The 16262-nt window shown below is 62.0% G+C and carries 16 protein-coding genes; 5 read left to right on the top strand and 11 right to left on the bottom strand.

What is annotated here, in order from left to right:
• Positions 1-165: 165 nt before the first annotated feature.
• Positions 166-1539, top strand: a complete 1374-nt coding sequence (locus PCO31010_RS13250; RefSeq protein ID WP_150664700.1) for an MFS transporter — start codon at positions 166-168, stop codon at positions 1537-1539.
• Positions 1540-1595: 56 nt separating this feature from the next.
• Here the strand turns inward: PCO31010_RS13250 and PCO31010_RS13245 are convergent, their stop codons facing one another.
• The 5 genes from PCO31010_RS13245 to PCO31010_RS13225 all read right to left on the bottom strand — a co-directional run bounded on the left by PCO31010_RS13245 (position 1596) and on the right by PCO31010_RS13225 (position 5445).
• Positions 1596-2750, bottom strand: a complete 1155-nt coding sequence (locus tag PCO31010_RS13245; protein WP_150664699.1) for an alpha/beta hydrolase — start codon at positions 2748-2750, stop codon at positions 1596-1598.
• 39 nt (positions 2751-2789) lie between these two features.
• A complete protein-coding gene (locus tag PCO31010_RS13240; RefSeq protein ID WP_246184597.1) occupies positions 2790-3137 on the bottom strand; it encodes a BrnA antitoxin family protein in 348 nt (115 codons plus the stop codon).
• Positions 3124-3390 (bottom strand): BrnT family toxin, encoded by a 267-nt coding sequence (locus PCO31010_RS13235; protein ID WP_150664698.1) that lies wholly within the window; start codon positions 3388-3390, stop codon positions 3124-3126. The genes PCO31010_RS13240 and PCO31010_RS13235 overlap by 14 nt, the downstream gene beginning before the upstream one ends.
• Positions 3391-3612: 222 nt before the next feature.
• Positions 3613-4407, bottom strand: a complete 795-nt coding sequence (locus PCO31010_RS13230; RefSeq protein WP_150664697.1) for an inositol monophosphatase family protein — start codon at positions 4405-4407, stop codon at positions 3613-3615.
• A 78-nt stretch (positions 4408-4485) separates the two neighbouring features.
• On the bottom strand, positions 4486-5445 hold the full coding sequence (locus PCO31010_RS13225; protein ID WP_174984707.1) for a phosphatidylinositol-specific phospholipase C: 960 nt from the start codon (positions 5443-5445) through the stop codon (positions 4486-4488).
• Positions 5446-5510: 65 nt separating this feature from the next.
• Between PCO31010_RS13225 and PCO31010_RS13220 the strand changes: the two genes are divergently transcribed.
• Positions 5511-6557 (top strand): LacI family DNA-binding transcriptional regulator, encoded by a 1047-nt coding sequence (locus tag PCO31010_RS13220; RefSeq protein WP_150664696.1) that lies wholly within the window; start codon positions 5511-5513, stop codon positions 6555-6557.
• Between the two features lie 24 nt (positions 6558-6581).
• Here PCO31010_RS13220 and PCO31010_RS13215 read toward each other — a convergent pair whose 3' ends face one another.
• The 3 genes from PCO31010_RS13215 to PCO31010_RS13205 are packed head-to-tail and all read right to left on the bottom strand — an operon-like array spanning position 6582 to position 9565.
• On the bottom strand, positions 6582-7433 hold the full coding sequence (locus PCO31010_RS13215) for a carbohydrate ABC transporter permease (RefSeq protein ID WP_150664695.1): 852 nt from the start codon (positions 7431-7433) through the stop codon (positions 6582-6584).
• Entirely contained in the window at positions 7430-8302 is an 873-nt protein-coding gene (locus PCO31010_RS13210; protein ID WP_150664694.1) for a carbohydrate ABC transporter permease, read from the bottom strand. Before PCO31010_RS13210 ends, PCO31010_RS13215 begins: the two co-directional genes overlap by 4 nt.
• 15 nt (positions 8303-8317) lie before the next feature.
• The gene (locus tag PCO31010_RS13205; RefSeq protein ID WP_150664693.1) at positions 8318-9565 is read right to left on the bottom strand and encodes an ABC transporter substrate-binding protein; all 1248 of its coding nucleotides are present in this window, start codon (positions 9563-9565) and stop codon (positions 8318-8320) included.
• Between the two features lie 307 nt (positions 9566-9872).
• On the opposite strand from PCO31010_RS13205, the gene PCO31010_RS13200 reads away from it, so the two are divergent.
• Positions 9873-10592: a hypothetical protein gene (locus tag PCO31010_RS13200; RefSeq protein WP_150664692.1), complete on the top strand. Its 720-nt coding sequence runs from the start codon at positions 9873-9875 to the stop codon at positions 10590-10592.
• Between the two features lie 75 nt (positions 10593-10667).
• Here PCO31010_RS13200 and PCO31010_RS13195 read toward each other — a convergent pair whose 3' ends face one another.
• The 3 genes from PCO31010_RS13195 to PCO31010_RS13185 form a co-directional block, all read right to left on the bottom strand.
• The gene (locus tag PCO31010_RS13195) at positions 10668-12233 is read right to left on the bottom strand and encodes a complex I subunit 4 family protein (protein ID WP_150664691.1); all 1566 of its coding nucleotides are present in this window, start codon (positions 12231-12233) and stop codon (positions 10668-10670) included.
• Between the two features lie 386 nt (positions 12234-12619).
• A complete protein-coding gene (locus PCO31010_RS13190; protein WP_150664690.1) occupies positions 12620-13246 on the bottom strand; it encodes a flavin reductase family protein in 627 nt (208 codons plus the stop codon).
• A 96-nt stretch (positions 13247-13342) separates the two neighbouring features.
• On the bottom strand, positions 13343-13855 hold the full coding sequence (locus PCO31010_RS13185; RefSeq protein WP_150664689.1) for a cupin domain-containing protein: 513 nt from the start codon (positions 13853-13855) through the stop codon (positions 13343-13345).
• A 269-nt stretch (positions 13856-14124) separates the two neighbouring features.
• Between PCO31010_RS13185 and PCO31010_RS13180 the strand changes: the two genes are divergently transcribed.
• Together PCO31010_RS13180 and PCO31010_RS13175 are read left to right on the top strand one after the other, a co-directional pair.
• Positions 14125-14778: a DsbA family oxidoreductase gene (locus PCO31010_RS13180; protein ID WP_150664688.1), complete on the top strand. Its 654-nt coding sequence runs from the start codon at positions 14125-14127 to the stop codon at positions 14776-14778.
• 6 nt (positions 14779-14784) lie between these two features.
• Positions 14785-16203: an MFS transporter gene (locus PCO31010_RS13175; protein WP_150664687.1), complete on the top strand. Its 1419-nt coding sequence runs from the start codon at positions 14785-14787 to the stop codon at positions 16201-16203.
• Positions 16204-16262: the final 59 nt, after the last annotated feature.

The following is a 16262-nucleotide window of genomic DNA, read 5'->3' as shown; positions in this document are numbered from 1 at the left end:
CCGGCTGAAATTTGAAAGGAGTATCACAACTCACATTGGCGTAACTTCGATTGCTCACGACATTTTCCAGCGCGCCGCCCGAGTTTTGGCGCACGACATTGATACCGCCAGCATCGAAATTCGGTGCTGACGAATTCAACGAGACGCGCAAATGGAGAGAGTCGTATGCAAATGCAATCGATTGAAGTGAGCAGAGTTTCGGCAGCACAACGTTTGGAACGATTGCCAGTGTGTGGATATCACCGATGGTTATTTCTGGTGATATCGCTGGCATTTTTCTTCGACAACATTGATCTCGCAACCATGGCGTTCCTGCTCGGCTCGATCAAAGCCGACTTCGCACTCACAAACGTGCAGGCAGGCATGATCGGTAGCGCGAGCTTCGTTGGCATGGCTATCGGCGCCATCTGCTCGGGTGTTGCCGCTGACCGCTTCGGACGAAAGCCGGTGTTTCAGATCAGCATGCTGGTCTGGGGTGCCGGAAGTGCGCTGTGCGCGCTGGCACCGGGACCGGTAGCGCTCGGCGCTTGCCGGGTCTTGCTTGGCATTGGCATGGGGATGGAGTTGCCCCTTGCACAGACCCTGTTGTCCGAATTCATTCCGACCAAAAAGCGCGGTAAATACCTCGCGCTGATGGATGGAAACTGGCCGCTCGCATTCATCTGCGCAGGCCTCCTTTCCTACGCGATACTCGCCCAACACAGCTGGCGTGTCCTGTTCGCCCTGGAAGCCGCACCAGCCCTGTTTCTCTTCGCGGTTCGTCGATATGTGCCCGAGTCGGCACGCTGGCTCGAATCTCAGGGGCGATATGCCGAAGCCGACGAAGTCGTAGCCAACATTGAGCGCTCTGTGATGCGCAGGCTCGGTTTGGACACTTTGCCGTCGATTTCACCTACGCCGGTAGAACCCGTCGCAGGCGGGCGCGGCCTACGCGTCATCTGGTCGGCAAACTATCGGGTGCGCACCCTTGTGGTCGGGGGATTATGGTTCTTCGCGCTACTGGGATTTTATGGGTTGAACACATGGCTGGGCGCGCTGCAACAAGCCGCTGGCATCGCGGTAACGAAGTCCGTGTTGTTTACGGTCTACATATCGCTGGGTGGCATTCCCGGGTTCCTCGCCGCAGCCTGGGCGGTGGAGCGGATCGGACGAAAGTTGACGTGCGTCGCCACCCTCGTGGGCGGTGCAATCGCGACATACGTCTTCGGGCAACTGTTGCAGATTGCCGCTGCCGAATGGGCAATTTATGCGGCCGGGGCATGCATGCAGTTTTTCTCTTTTGGCATGTGGGCCGTTTTGTATGCTTATACGCCGGAGCTGTTTCCCTCCAGAGCGCGCGCCACCGGTTGTGGATATGCATCGCTCTGCGGTCGAATCGGTGCTTTGCTTGGACCGACACTCGTGGGCGCCATCGTTACCTGGTCGACGAGCGATGCGGTGTTTCTCTTTTCGGCGACCTGCTTCGGCATCGCTGCGGCATGTGTCTGGTGCTTCGGCGTAGAAACCAGGGGATCTCAACTCGAGACAGTGTCGACGTGATGTGAGCTTCGGTTGGGGGGTACCACGCATATCTCCCCAACCGAATGGCATTCAATTCATCGAGCCTTCGGCGCGGTGCCCGCGATCACCGGACACGATGGAGGCAACGCCCGCCCGAACAGTACGGCGAGTCCGCACGCGGATGTGAACATGCCGAGTCCGTCATGTCCGATGCCCGGGACTTCTACGACCTGCTGTGCGAGACCGTCCGGATGGCGCTTTTTCAGGTAGTCGAAATACGCCAGCCCACGCGCGAGCCGGTACGGCCCCTGCGCCATTCCCCCACATGACCGATCGATGAAGTGCGTGTACGGATTCGTGTCGGCCTGCCCGAGCAGGTACACGACATCGCGCGCGACGTAATGCGCTTCGAGGTCACGTGCATCCTGCGAGGCCACGTAGGGCGGTGCGGACTTCAGGCCGTACTTCCATTGCGTCGCACGCGGACACGTGCCGTCCGCGATGGCCTGCGCATTCGGCCGCTCGTCGTCGAAATACAAATAGCTCGACGGATTCGCAACCACGTAACGCACCGCAATGCCCGCACGCGCGAGTGCATCGCCTTCGCGCCCCGTCACGGCGTAACGTTGCAACAACTGCGCGCCGGCCGAGTGCCCCATCATGACCACCGTCGACAACGACGGATACAAACTGCGATTGGCGAAATGTGCGAGCAACGCGTCGAGCGCCTCGAACGAGCTGATCGGCCCCGGCTTACGCGCAGGCTCCCCGCCCTTCCATCCTTCCTGCGACCACGCCAGCGTCGATGGTGACAACGAAAACGCCCGCGTATCGGCGGGCGTCAGAAACTGGGGTGCTACGACCATCGTACTCTTGCGGTCCTCGTCAGCCTTCTCGACAACCTGCAGCCCCGAGGCGTAGTACACATCGGCATTGCGCAGTGTGCCGTGAATGACGATGAACACACGCGTAACGTCAGGCGCAGGCTGATTCAGCGGATGGTCAGCAAAGACAGGCAGCACAGCGCTGCCGTGCGGCGTGTCGACGGCAATGCGCTGATCGGCGACCGCCTTAACAGGGGCCTCAAGACGCGCCCGCTCGCTGGACGTCGCCGCCTGGACGGGATGTGCACAACCCAGCACGCCTATGATGGCACTGGCGCTAAACTGAACACCCCGCTTCAAGAAGCTGCCGACAAACGGCTTCGGCGACGACCGCAATGCTGCAACGGCAACAGAAATGAATGACATGGTGACGGCTCGCTTAAAAGAAATGACGCGGAGCTGGAGTCAGCATGTGGAAATCATGTGATGTGACTCGGCATAGGCTCGCAACACTTCGTTAATTCGCGTTTGCCAACCGGTCCCAGTGGCCTTGAAAGCGTCAATGACCTCACGGTCCGCTCGCATGTTCAGCGTGACTTTTCGCTGATTCTCCGGGAGTACGGGACGACCACGGCGCTTGAGAATCGCGGCGGCCTCGGCTGGCCCCAACGCTTCGGAGAGCGCCTCGCGCGCGGGTCGCATATTGCGCAATTGCGCTTCTGTTAAAGGGGGGTTATCCGGATCCGCTTTCGCTGCCCTGGTGATAGCGGCATCTTCGGCGTCGGTCATCGGGTGACGCTTACGCTTCGTCATACACTCTTACCTCACGTCTGTTGGCTTTGCGGAGGCTTATCACGCGAATCACCCCGCTTCTGACGGTGAACACCATCACGTGAATACGTTCGTCGATCGGGCCGGTCGCTACGAAACGCTTGTCGTTGTACTCGTGGCGAATGTCCGCCTGCAGCATCGCGCACTCAAAGTCGAACCACTCTGCAAAAGCCAGCGACAGTCCATGCTTTCTCCGGTTGGCTTCGTCTTTCACCGGATCAAACTCGATTCGCATTGATTTATTGTATGGGCATTAATTAACGTGCGTCAACAGATGCACTTGGTGACGATCCATACCCATCATTGCAGCGACACCGGTCTCGGAGCTTTCAGGAGAATCCGAACGACCGAAGCGTCCCTTTCAGAAGCCGTCACAACGCTTCGATGCTGTTCAGACCCACTACGATCCAAAGCTATTTCGTCGCCCACGGTCCCGACGGTGACGGTTCGCCATCAATCACTGCACCGTTCGGCTATACCCCGCCAGCTTCGGCACCATCTGCGCATACACCGCCGGGTTGCCAGCGACGATTTCGCCAAGGCGCAAGTAATCGCCGCCGCCCGCGTAATCGCCCACCCGGCCACCGGCCTCGGTGATCAGCAGACTCCCGGCGGCCATGTCCCATGCGTTCACGCCCTGCTCGAAGAAACCGTCGAGCCGTCCGGCGGCGACGTTCGCGAGATCCAGCGCGCATGCCCCCGGGCGTCGCAACCCCGCACATGCACCGCTCATCTCGACGAACAAGCGCGTGTAGGTCTCTACATCGTCCGTCTCCCGGAATGGGAAGCCAGTGCCAATCAGCCCATCGGCCAGTTGCGCCCGCGCGCCCACCCGAATCGGACGCTCGTTCAGAAACGCCCCGCCACCACGCGTCGCCGTGAACAACTCGTTCGCGTTCGGGTCGTAGACCACCGCCTGAACCACCTCGCCCCGATACGCCAGCGCAATCGACACGCAGTAATAGGGAAAGCCGTGGATGAAGTTCGTCGTCCCGTCCAGCGGGTCGATGATCCATTCGAAATCGGAACCGCCAGCCTCCCGTCCCGACTCTTCCGCCAGAATCGCGTGATCCGGATAGGCCCGCCGAAGCATCTCGATAATCGACGCCTCCGACGCCTTGTCCACCTCCGTCACGAAATCGTTGTGCTGCTTCTTGCTGACGGTCAGCCGACTGAGATCGCCCGAAGCGCGATGGATGATCTGTGCCGCGCCGAGGGCGGCATGGATCGCGACATTAAGCATGGGATGCATGGAACGAAATCCTGATGAAAAGCGACGACAACCGCCGCTCGGGGGATGAAACGAAACACAAGCGTGCGTGACGGCGCATCACGTCTCCATTGAACGCGGAGCATCGTCGGCATCGGACGAGCCGCGCCGCCAGCGCGCATTTCGCGCCGCCAGCTCGCGCACCAGCGCCCAATCCGCGTGCTCGCAAAAGTCGACCATCATCGTGCCGCACGGCCCCTCGAACGCGGTCAGCCGCGCGCTCAGCATGTCGTTGATGCCGCGTTGATCGGGCCTGACACCGCCACATGCCACACGATGCGGATTCGCGCCCATGCCGGTGCCACTGCAAAAGTTGACCACCCAGCGCTCAGCAGCAAGCGCATCGCTGCGAGCGAGCAGTGCATCGATCCGCCGCCACTTGAAATCGATGGACGCTTCCACCGGCACACGGTACTCATCCTGAATCGTGAACGACGCACCGGCGCGCTCAATATCGAACGTGGCGTTGTCCGGCCACGCCGCGAGATCGATCCCCATCGGGGCAATCGCCGTCGGCGCATAAGCAAAACGCCGCCACAACACAATCGCCCCGCGCACATCTCCCAGACGAGGAATCGTGTCACCCAGATACCAGCGGACATGCGCCGCATAGCGCTGGACGTACGACGCAAAGGTCCGCGCGAAGCTCTGCGAGCAGTGCCGGTCGCCACACTCGTCCTTCACCGACATCACGATGCACTCGCCCGGATGGCGCACGAAAAACGCCGCACACGTCGCGATGACGTCGTCGAACATCAGCCCCAACGCAATGCGCTGATGATTGATGTGAAAGACATCGTCCTCGTGACGACAGCGAATATCGAGTACCCGCACGCCATGCGCCAGTTGAACAGCCAGACTCGCACGCTGCGTCCGGGCGAGCGCGTCGTCCACGGTGTAGGCACACGTGTCGTGACTGCCGGGCAACGTCAGGCAGTTGAGTGGGATGTCGTCCGGCAGATCCGTCATCCAGGCGGCCTTCGCGACACGTGCTACCGTTGCATCTTGTTCGTTCGTCATCTTCTTGCCCTTTTCGTCGTGCACGCTGCGCGAAGCAAGCTTTGCGTCCCCTTACTCGCCACGCCATGCCGAAGAAACAAACGTCCTGGGTCACCGCCGCCGATGTCGCCCGCCGCGCGGGTGTGTCGCGCTCCGCCGTCTCGCGCGCGTTCTCGCCGACCGCCAGCATCGCCCCGGAGACCCGGGAACGCGTCATGGAAGCCGCACGCTCGCTCGGCTATCAGGTCAACCTGATCGCCCGCGAGATGATCATGCAGCGCAGCAGCATGGTCGGCGTTGTCACCGCTGGCTTCGAAAACCCGTTCCGCGCGAAACTCCTCGCACAAATCATTGCTGCCCTCGGTCGTCACAAACTCACCCCCATCGTGGTGAACGCGGAAGATCCCGTGCAAATTCAGCAGTCGCTCGACATGCTGCTGAGCTACCGGATCGGCGGCATCATCATGACCTCGGCCTCTCCTCCGCTCGGACTCGCCCGCCAGTACCTTGAAGGCGAGATTCCCGTCGTGATGATCAACCGCGCGTCGAACCTGCCCGGCGCAGACGTGGCAGTGAGCGACAACGCCGAAGGCGCCGCACTCGCGGCCCGGCTCCTGATCGACGCCGGCGCGACGCACCTCGCCTTCGTCGGTCCGACCAAACCCAGTTACAACGGTCGCGCCCGCTGCGCTGGCTTCCTTCGTGCGACGCAACACATCGCCAGGGAAAACCCGACGCTCGCTCACCCGGTCGAAACCCACAGCACCCCCGGCGACACCTACGAATGCGGCGTCGCGGCTGCACACGCCCTGCTCTCGCCGCAGAACCGGCCAGGGCAAGCCCCGTGCCCCGACGGCGTGTTCTGCTCGTCCGATCTGCTCGCGCTCGGCTTCATCGATACGGCACGTCTGCACTTCGGCATGCGCGTGCCGGAGGACGTGCGCGTCGTCGGCTTCGACGACATCCCCGCCGCGAACTACGACAACTACCAGCTCACGACCATCGTTCAGAACACGCATGCGCTGGCGGACACCGCCATCGAACTGCTCATCGACCGCATGAACGCGTTCTCGGGCGCCTCGCGAACGCGCATCGTCCCGGTCACGAGCGTCGTGCGCAGAACTTGCGCCTGACGACCTCGACCTCGACCTCGCCCATCACTTGAGTCCGCCGGAAAACCCGTGCAGCAAATAACGCTGCACGTATCCCGCGACGGCCAACGTCGGCAGCGACGCGATCATGCCCACGCTCATCAGATCGCCCCAATCGATGCCGTTCTCCGTGACGTAGCCCGCCACCGCGAGCGGCAACGTGAACTTGCTCGGCGACGAGACGAACAGCAGCGCAAGCAGAAACTCGTTCCACGCGGCAATCAGCACGAAGATCGCCGTCGCAACCAATCCCGGTGCGCACAGCGGCAACATGATGTCTACCAGCCGACGGAATAGCCCTGCGCCATCGATGCAAGCCGCTTCGTCGTAATCGACGGGAATCTCACGGACGAACGACAGCAGCATCCAGATCGATAGCGGCAGCGTGTACACCTGATAGGCGAGCATCAGCCCGACTTCCGAGTCGAGCAGATGCAACGTCTTCGCCAGCGAAAACAGCGGCACCGCGACGGTAATCGGCGGCATCAGCTTGACCGCCAGTACAAGCATCAGAAACACCACGTCGAGCCGCCCCGGAAAGCGCAGGCGCACTAGCGCGTAGGCCGCCGGGAACGCCAGCGTCAGCGACAGCAATGTCGTGCCACAGCTCACCAGCAGAGAATTGAGCACCTGACGCCCGATGCCGCTCTCCCAAACGGTCTGGAAGTGCTGCAAGGTCGGTGTCTGCGGCCACAGCGCCAGCGGATGGTCGAGACGCTCCAGCGTCGGCGTGAACGCCGCACCGAGCATCCAGACACACGGCAACAGCAACATCGCCAGCGCAGCGATGCGCAACGTCCAGAGCAACGCTTTCTGCCCCGACCGACGGAACGTGAGGGACGACGTACCTGCATTCATCGCGCCCCCGGCTTACGAATCGACATCCAGACATTGACCGAGACGAGTGCGGACGCGACGAGCAACATCAGCACCGACGCCGCACTCGCGGGGCCCACACTGAAAAAGCGAAATCCGGTGTCGTAGACGTATGTCGACAGTGTCTGCGTTGCGTTGCCGGGGCCACCGCCGGTCAGCGCATAGACCTTGTCGAACAGCTTGAACGTATCGATCGAGCGCAACAGCATGGCCAGCACGAACTGGGGCACGAGCAGCGGCAGCGTGATGTCGCGCAGACATTGCCACTCGCTCGCGCCGTCGGTGCGCGCCGCTTCGAACAACGCCGGATCGATGGACTGAATACCCGCGAGCACGATCAGGAACGCCATGGGCGTCCATTGCCAGACGTCCACAAGGATCAGCGACCAGATCGCCAGTCCCGGATCGGACAACCATTGCACGCCCGGCAGACCGAACTTCGCGAGCAGCGCGTTTAGGAACCCGCTGAAATTCAGCCAGTTGCGCCAGATGGCCGAGCACACCAGCGTAGAGAGCATCATCGGCAGGATCAGCAGCGGCATGACGAAGCGCCGCCCGCGAAACGCGCGGGAGAACAGCAGCGCCAGCGCTGCGCCGAGCACCACCTCGCACACCGACGCCACGATCGTGAAATGCACCGTGTTGAAGAAACTCGCGGCGAAGTTGTCGTCGGCGAGCACCGTCCGATAGTTCTTCAGCCCGGTGAACGCCCGATGCCCCGACGCGTAGTCGACCTGGAAGAACGAATCGAACAGCACTTGCAGCACCGGATACAGCGCCAGCACAGCGATAACGAGAAAGGCAGGCCACACCAGCCAGATCAGGGGCCACCAGCGACGTGCAGCACGCATGGAATCGTCGGGACGTTAGTTGGCCGCGGTCGTCAGCACCGGCGCGATCTTCTGCGACGCCTGACGCAGCGCAGCTTCCGGCGTGAGTTGCCCCGTAATCACGAGTTGCAGGGCGTCGCCCAACAAGCTCTCGATCTGCTCCCAGTTCTTCACACGGGGGCGCGCACGCCCGGCTTCAAGCGCCTTCAACTGATCCGGATACCAGCGGAATTGCTTCACCAGCGTGGGATCTTCGAACACGCTCTTGCGCGTGGGCGGAATTCCCATGACGGCCAGACGCGTCTGCGTGTCGCGCGACGTCAGATACGCCAGAAATTCCTGTGCGAGCGCCGCATGCTGCGCGTCCTTCGGAATGGCCATCTGCCAGATACCGAGCATCGGCGCCGGTCCCTTGACCTGCCCCGGTGGCGCCTGCAAGGCGACCTCGCCCACCACGCGCGACTGCTTCGGATCGTCCAGCGCGGGCACCCACGCCGGCCACACTTCAATGGCTTGCGCCGCCGCGCCCTTTTGCAAGGCATCGCGCACTTCGGCCGCGCCATAGACCGCAACGTCCTTCGGCGCATGCGCCTTGAGCGCGACGAACATCTTCAATGCCGCGAGCGCCTGTGGCGAATCGATGGCGGCGCGACCGTTTGCATCGATCACGTCGCCGCCATACGCCCACAGAATCGGAAGAAACCCCGTGACCACCGGATTGCCCTTGGTGCCGCGAAACACCACGCCGGACACGGTGGCGTCGGTGCCGGTCGTCTGGGCGATCTTCAGCACGTCGTCCCAGTTGCGCGGTGCTTGCAGCTTGTGCTTCGCGAGCAGATCGCGACGATACGCAAACATCTCGACGTTGCCGACCACCGGCAGCGCGTACAGATTGCCGTTCGGCGCGCGGCCGAGCGCCACGGTCGACGCTACCATGTCGGCGTCGACCAGCGTCGCAGGCAGCGGCTTGAGCCAGCCGTTGGCCATGAATTCGGGCGACCACGTGTCGTCCATCATCACGAGATCGTAGGCGCCCGTGCCCTCGCGCATCGACAGTTTCAGCTTCTGATAGAGGTTCGCGTTCGGCAGCTTCAGCAGCTCGATGTCTGCGGACGGATGCGACTTCTTGAAGCCAGCGACGGCTTCGACGAGGCCCTTGCCGTAAATATCGTCACGCCCGGCGATCACGAGATCGGCCGCGCTCACGCTCGTCGCCACGACGAACAGACCAACGGCGGCGGCAACAGCGGCTGACAAAGCGCGCAGACGGATAGACAGTTTCATGCGATCTCTCACTGGGTTGACGATGGCATCGAGCTTTGTTTGCACACGTGTGCAAATTCATCACTGAAAAATGCCACTTGCATGGCATGACCGTCATTCTGGCGAGGGATCGTTAAAGAATTGTGGCAAGCGAGACGCCCGGACTCGCTAAAGTTTTCGGCTCAGGTGCCGAAGAAAGATTTCATACCCCGAAAAGTTGAGCATTGACGTCGTGCGAACAACGATTGGCGATGGAATAGCCGACTTCGGGGTACACGGGGAAGGCAGCGGTATGCCTTGCAAGTCAGATGTCGAGGAGAAAAATTATATGTTGGTGAAAGTAGTGCTGGGCACACTTGCCGGTGTGGTGATGATGCACGCGGCGCATGCCGAAGACGCAGGGGACTGGATCACGGCAGCGGAAACGTCGAAGTCCGTCTGGCAGGGAAAGCGCGGCAGCGGCACGATAACCAATGTCGATGGCAAGAAGAACAACGGCTACAAGTACCTCTATCAAAAGAAGAATAAGACCAACAACACTTACGACTACGGTCAGGCCCTGGTGTTGCTCGAATCGTGCCGCAAAGGTTATGGATTCGTGTACTACAACGGCATGGAAGGTCAGTACGTGAGCAAGGATCAGTTCGTGCGCTTCGGCCCGACGGTCGCTGACAATATCGGCACGTTGGCCTGCCTGAGCTGGGACAACGAGACAGGTCAGATCTCGCTGGCCGAGAAGAAAGACGCGTGGGAGTTCATCGCCTCGGTCAAGGATTCGGGTAACAAGGTTTATCTGAAGAACGATACGGCGCGTAAGCGCGCCTATAAGGGCAAGCCGTCCGTGTCGATTCTGTCGCGCTTCGACAATCTGCGCGAAAACACCTTCGATTACAACGAAGTCATCATTGCGTCGGCGGATTGCGAACGCGGTTACGGCACGCTGTACGAACTGAATTTCGACGGTGGCGTTTCCGACAAGTGGGACATCGCGCTGAACGGCAAATCGGTCGCATCGGCGGTCGGCGATGCGGTTTGTAGCAAACGATGATTCATCGATTCATTCGCTAGCAGGCAAATGAAAATGGGCGCATCACAGCGCCCATTTTCATTACGTCACGACGGATCAGGCATCCGGACGCGCGCCCTTCACCACGACCGCTGCGTGTCCGGCTGCGTCGCCGTGACGACGCCCCGCCATCTCGCTGCTGCCCGGATCGCCAGCGGGCAGACGGTGATTTTCGATGTCCTGCACGACCTGAATCGCCGTAGCGTCGATGCCATCGGTCAGCGGCTTCGGATCGAGGCCGATACCCAGCACCATCACGGCCATCGCACCAAGCAGCGCGAACTCGCGGCGGCTGACGTCCTTGAGCGACGCCACACGGGCGTTGCCCACACGACCGAAGATCACGCGCTTGTACATCCACAGCGTGTAAGCCGCGCTCAGTACCAGCGTGAGCGACGCGAGCGCGCCGATCCAGAAGTTCGCCTTGATCGCGCCCATCAGTACGAGAAACTCGCCGACGAAGCCCGACGTGCCCGGCATACCGACGTTTGCCATCGAGAACAGCATTGCGAAGGTCGCAAAACGCGGCATCGTTGCGGCCACACCGCCATAGGCATCGATGGACGAGCTACCGGTGCGGTCATACAACATGCCCGTGCACAACAGCATGGCGCCCGACACGATGCCGTAAGAAATCATCTGCATCACGGCGCCGTCGGTCCCCATCTCGGAGAAGAGGAACAGGCCCAGCGTCACCAGCCCCATGTGCGCCACCGCCGAGTACGCCAGCAGCTTGCGCAAATCGGTCTGCACCAGCGCCACCAGACTCGCGTAGATCACCGCGACCAGCGAGAGCACCACCATGAGCGGCGCGAGGAAATGGCTGGCGTCCGGCAACAGCGGCAGGTTAAAGCGCAGCAGCCCGTAACCGCCCAGCTTCAGCATGCCGAGCATGACGGCCGCACCGGTCGGTCCGTCGAGGTGCACCTCGGGCAGCCACGTGTGGACCGGCCACATCGGCACCTTGACCGAGAACGCCCCGAGAAAGCCGATAAACAACATCACCTGTATCACGAGCGGCAGATGCAGCGCCTGCCAGCGTGCGATGTCGAAGCTCTGCGTCTGCATGTACAGATAGAGCATCGAGACCAGCATCATTAGCGAACCGGTCAGCGAAAAGAAGAAGAACTTCACAGCTGCACGCGTGCTGTTAGCCCGGCCGTAGACGCCGATCAGCAAGTACAGCGGCAGCAGCGTGGCTTCGAAGAACACGAAGAACAGCATGCCGTCCTGCGCCGTGAACACGCCCTGCATCAGGCCGGAGAGCACGAGGAAGCTGCCGAAGTACGAACTCATGCGCGTGGTCACGGCGCGCCACGACGCGAGCACAACGATGATCGTCGTCACACCGGTCAGCGCCACGAGCCACAGCGAGATGCCGTCGATGCCCACATGCCACGACGCGTCGAACGAGTCGATCCATCGGAAGCGCTCGACGAATTGCAAACTGGACACACTGGTCCGGAATCCGCGCACGAGCGGCACGAGCGGCGCCGCCGAGATTACGGCGGCGGCGAGCGACGCCCAGCGAACGGTATTGGGGAATCGATCCTGGCCGAGCAGCATGACGAGCGCGCCAGCCACGATGGGAAGCCAGATCAGAAGGGACAGGATGGGAAACATTGGGGGTCCTGGTGTGCCGCAACAAAAAACGAGCGCAAATGCGCTACGTTGACGGCGCCAGGGACGAACCTACCCCGCGCGCATCGCGAGAGCGAAACGCGCAAATCAAGGCTGTTCAATGCCTACGGGAGGGGACGCCGGGCGCAGAGGCGTCAACGAAGGTGGCAAGCATACGCGTCCGAAATACATTTTGCATCGCAGCAAATTTTACAAATGATTGCGAGCATCATGTCCGACCGGCCGGTCGGCGCTTGTCGCGTCGACGAAAACGCCGCGCGACAATGGGCCGCAGTCCGAACGCGCACACGCATGACAAAGTCAATCGATGCGTGCGCCGATTTCGTCAATAACGCATTGTGGAATTTGAGGACAGTGCGGCGCGTTGCTCAGGCCTTCGGACGACGCAGATCGAACATCGGACCGATCTCGGCATAGTCGCCGAGATAACCCGCGCGCATGACCGGATGTGCTTTGGCCGTGTCGAAGAGACCGTCCTCTCGCAGGAACTCGCGACGGATGTGCACGCCGACCACCTGCCCCAGCGCAAGCCAGTTGTTCATCGGTTTGCCGTCGAGATCGTGCATGCGCACGATTTGCAGCAGCTTGCATTCGAGCGATGCGGGCGACTCGGCCACGTGCGGCACGTCCACATTGACGCCAGGCGCTTTGGTCAAGCCAGCCAGTTCGAACTCGTCGACCTCATGCGGCACGGGGGCAGACGTCCGGTTCATTTGCTCGACGAGCGACTTGCTCGTCAGGTTCCAAACGAACTCACGCGTGGCTTCGATGTTCGCGATCGAGTCCTTGTAACCCTCGCTGCAAAAACCGATGATGGCCGGGAACGACGCGAAGGCGCCGAAGAAGCTATACGGCGCGAGGTTGACGCGACCTTGCGCGTCACGGCTCGAAATCCAGCCGATCACGCGCGGCGCGACAATCGCCTTGAACGGGTCGTGAGACAGGCCGTGGCCTTTGGCCGGGTCATAGAAGTGAACGTCATCGGGATGGGACATAGCGTCAGTCATCAGCTGTGTTGCGGGATTGCGTCGATGCTATCGCACTCTGCGAGGTTGCGTCCGTCGACCGCTTCAACGCGTTCAAGCCCGTGATCACGCAGACGCGCCGCGCCCCAGTCGCGCGATCAGCTCACCATGCGACGGCCACTGCGCGGCGAGCGCCGCCGGGTCGGCCATCTCGAAGTCTTCGAAGGCGAAGCCCGGCGCGACGGTGCATCCGACCAGCGCAAAACTTGTCGACGGTGCGGGCTGCGCGGCGAACCAGTGACCTGCGGGCACCACATGCTGCAACTGCTCGCCGTTCCCGACATCGTGTCCGAGATATGTTGTGGTGAGGTGGCCGGACGGATCGATCTCGTGAATCCAGAGCGTGCCGCCGAGATGAAAGTGCCAGACTTCGTCGCTACGAATGCGATGAAACGCGGAAAAGTCGTTTGCTTCGAGCAAATAGAGAATCGCAGTGGAAATGCTGCGTGGCCCGGAAAAAACACCGGACAGCGCGTCGGCGGCGACCGTTCCGGCGGCGCGGTACGTCTCGCGGTAATGCCCGCCCTCAGGGTGTGGCATCAGCCCCAGCGAGGCGACGAGATCGGCAACAGACAGCATATCGGACTCCTTGTAGGTCAGTCTGGGGGGAAGACAACGGAGGCATCCGCGAAGCGATTCATCAGACGAAACATTGATTCCGGTCATCAAAACATCCATCGGCATCGCGCAGCTCCGTCACCTTAGCCCAAAATGCGCAGGGGCAAAGGGTTCCGGACATGACGGCGTGGGAATCGGCGAGATTTATCGATTTGTGCGACGATTGCCATGTTGCGTCGCGCAAGGCGACGCGTTTTTCATTGCACGCGCCGCTTTGGCGCCGTCAGATCATGCCTGCCACTCTCAAGATTGACTTTGTCTCCGATGTCGCCTGCCCGTGGTGCGCCATCGGTCTCGCCTCATTGAAGACCGCGCTCGCCCGTCTGGGCAACGAGGTCGAAGCCGACCTGCACTTCAGCCCGTTCGAGTTGAACCCCGACATGCCGGTCGAGGGCGTGCCGCTTGCCGACTACATGTCGCGCAAGTACGGTCTCTCGCCGGAGCAGATGGCGCAGAACCGGGCGAACATCAGTGCCCGTGCTGCCGCCGAAGGTTTCCCGATGCGCATGGAGTTGCGCACGCACGCTTACAACACGTTCGACGCGCATCGACTGCTGCACTGGGCGCAGACCGTGGGTAACGACAAACAGCTCGCCCTCAAGGAAGCCCTGTTCCGCGCGTACTTTGTCGACGGCAAGCGCACGAGCGATCCCGAAGTGCTCGTCGACGCCGCGCAACAGGCCGGTCTCGACACCACTCGCGCGCGCGAGATTCTGTCGACGCACGAGTATGCCGATCAGGTGCGTGCGCTGGAGCGCCACTATCAGAATCTCGGCATCAGCTCGGTACCGGCGATCATCTTCAACAACCGACATCTCGTGAGCGGCGGACAGCCGCCGGAAGTCTTCGAGCAAGCCATCCGTCAGATTCTGGCCGAGGGCTGATCCGTCATGTCGTCGCTGCCTCCGACCGCCGACACATCGGCGGCAAGCGCGCCGCCCGCCCCTGCCGCGGCGCAATTGCACGAGCTCCCTGCCACCGGACGCGGGCTCGCCATGACGGCGATTTTGCTCGCCGTCTCGCTCGCCAGTCTCGATACCGCCATCGCCAACACGGCCTTGCCGCAGATGGCGCTCGATCTGAATACGACGCCGTCCGCCTCTGTCTGGATCGTCAACGCCTACCAGTTGGCGATGGTCGCAACGCTGCTGCCCTTCGCATCGCTGGGTGAGCGCGTTGGCCACAAGCGTGTGTTCATGTGGGGCGTGGCGGTGTTTCTCGCCGCGTCGCTGCTGTGCGCGCTCTCGCCGTCGCTCGGCTTCCTTGCGGGGGCGCGTGTGCTGCAAGGCGTGGGCGCCGCAGCGGTCATGAGCGTGAACATTGCGCTGATCCGCTTCCTGTATCCGGCGGCGCAGTTGGGACGTGGTGTCGGGCTGAACGCCCTGATCGTCGGCATCTCGTTCGCCATCGGGCCGACGGTCGCGTCGCTCGTGCTGGCATTCGCGAGCTGGCCGTGGCTGTTCCTGATCAACGTGCCGACGGCGTTGCTGGCGCTGGCATTCTCGCGTCGCAACTTGCCCGACACGCCGCGCAGCGAGCACAAGCCGGACATGATTGCGGCGTTGCTCAACGTGCTGACGTTCTCGCTGCTGATCTTTGCGCTTAGCCAAAGTGCGCAGCAGGCCGACTGGCATCTGACGCTGGCCTGCTTCATCGGCGCGCTCGTCTTCGGCTGGGCGTTGATCCGACGCGAGCGCGGCCATCGTGCGCCGATGCTGCCGGTCGATCTGATGCGTCTGCCCGCGTTCGCGTTGTCGACGCTCACAGCCATCTGCGCCTTCGCGACGCAAGGGTTGGGACTGGTCTCGCTGCCCTTCTACTTCGAGAACGTGCTGCATCGCAGCCCTATCGAAACGGGTTTCCTGATGACGCCGTGGCCGTTCTTCGTGGCCGCGATTGCGCCAGTGGCCGGACGTCTGTCGGACAAATATCCCCCGGGCGCACTGGGTGCGATCGGGCTGGCCATGCTGAGTGCGGGCATGGCGTTGCTGGCGATCATGCCCGAGCATGCGCAGTTATGGGATATCGGCTGGCGTATGGGATTGTGCGGGCTGGGCTTCGGTTTCTTTCAGTCGCCGAACCTGAAGGCATTCATGCACAGCGCACCGCCGGAGCGCAGCGGTGGCGCGAGCGGGATGGTCGGGACGTCACGCCTACTGGGGCAGGCGACGGGTGCCGCACTCGTCGCACTGGCACTGGGCCTGTTCGGCACGCACGGTTCGACGTGGGCGCTGGCATGGGGTGCAGCGTTTTCGGCGGCCGGGTGTCTGGCGAGTGGATTACGGTTGGTCGGGAAACGCGCTCACTGACCACGTTTGACCGAGCCATCATACAAAGCCCCGCCAAGCGCGGGGCTTTGTCGTTTCTG

This window comes from Pandoraea commovens, assembly GCF_902459615.1.
GTDB lineage: Bacteria > Pseudomonadota > Gammaproteobacteria > Burkholderiales > Burkholderiaceae > Pandoraea > Pandoraea commovens.
Note: the sequence above shows the minus strand (reverse complement) of the source record. Positions and strands in the feature narration are given on the sequence as shown.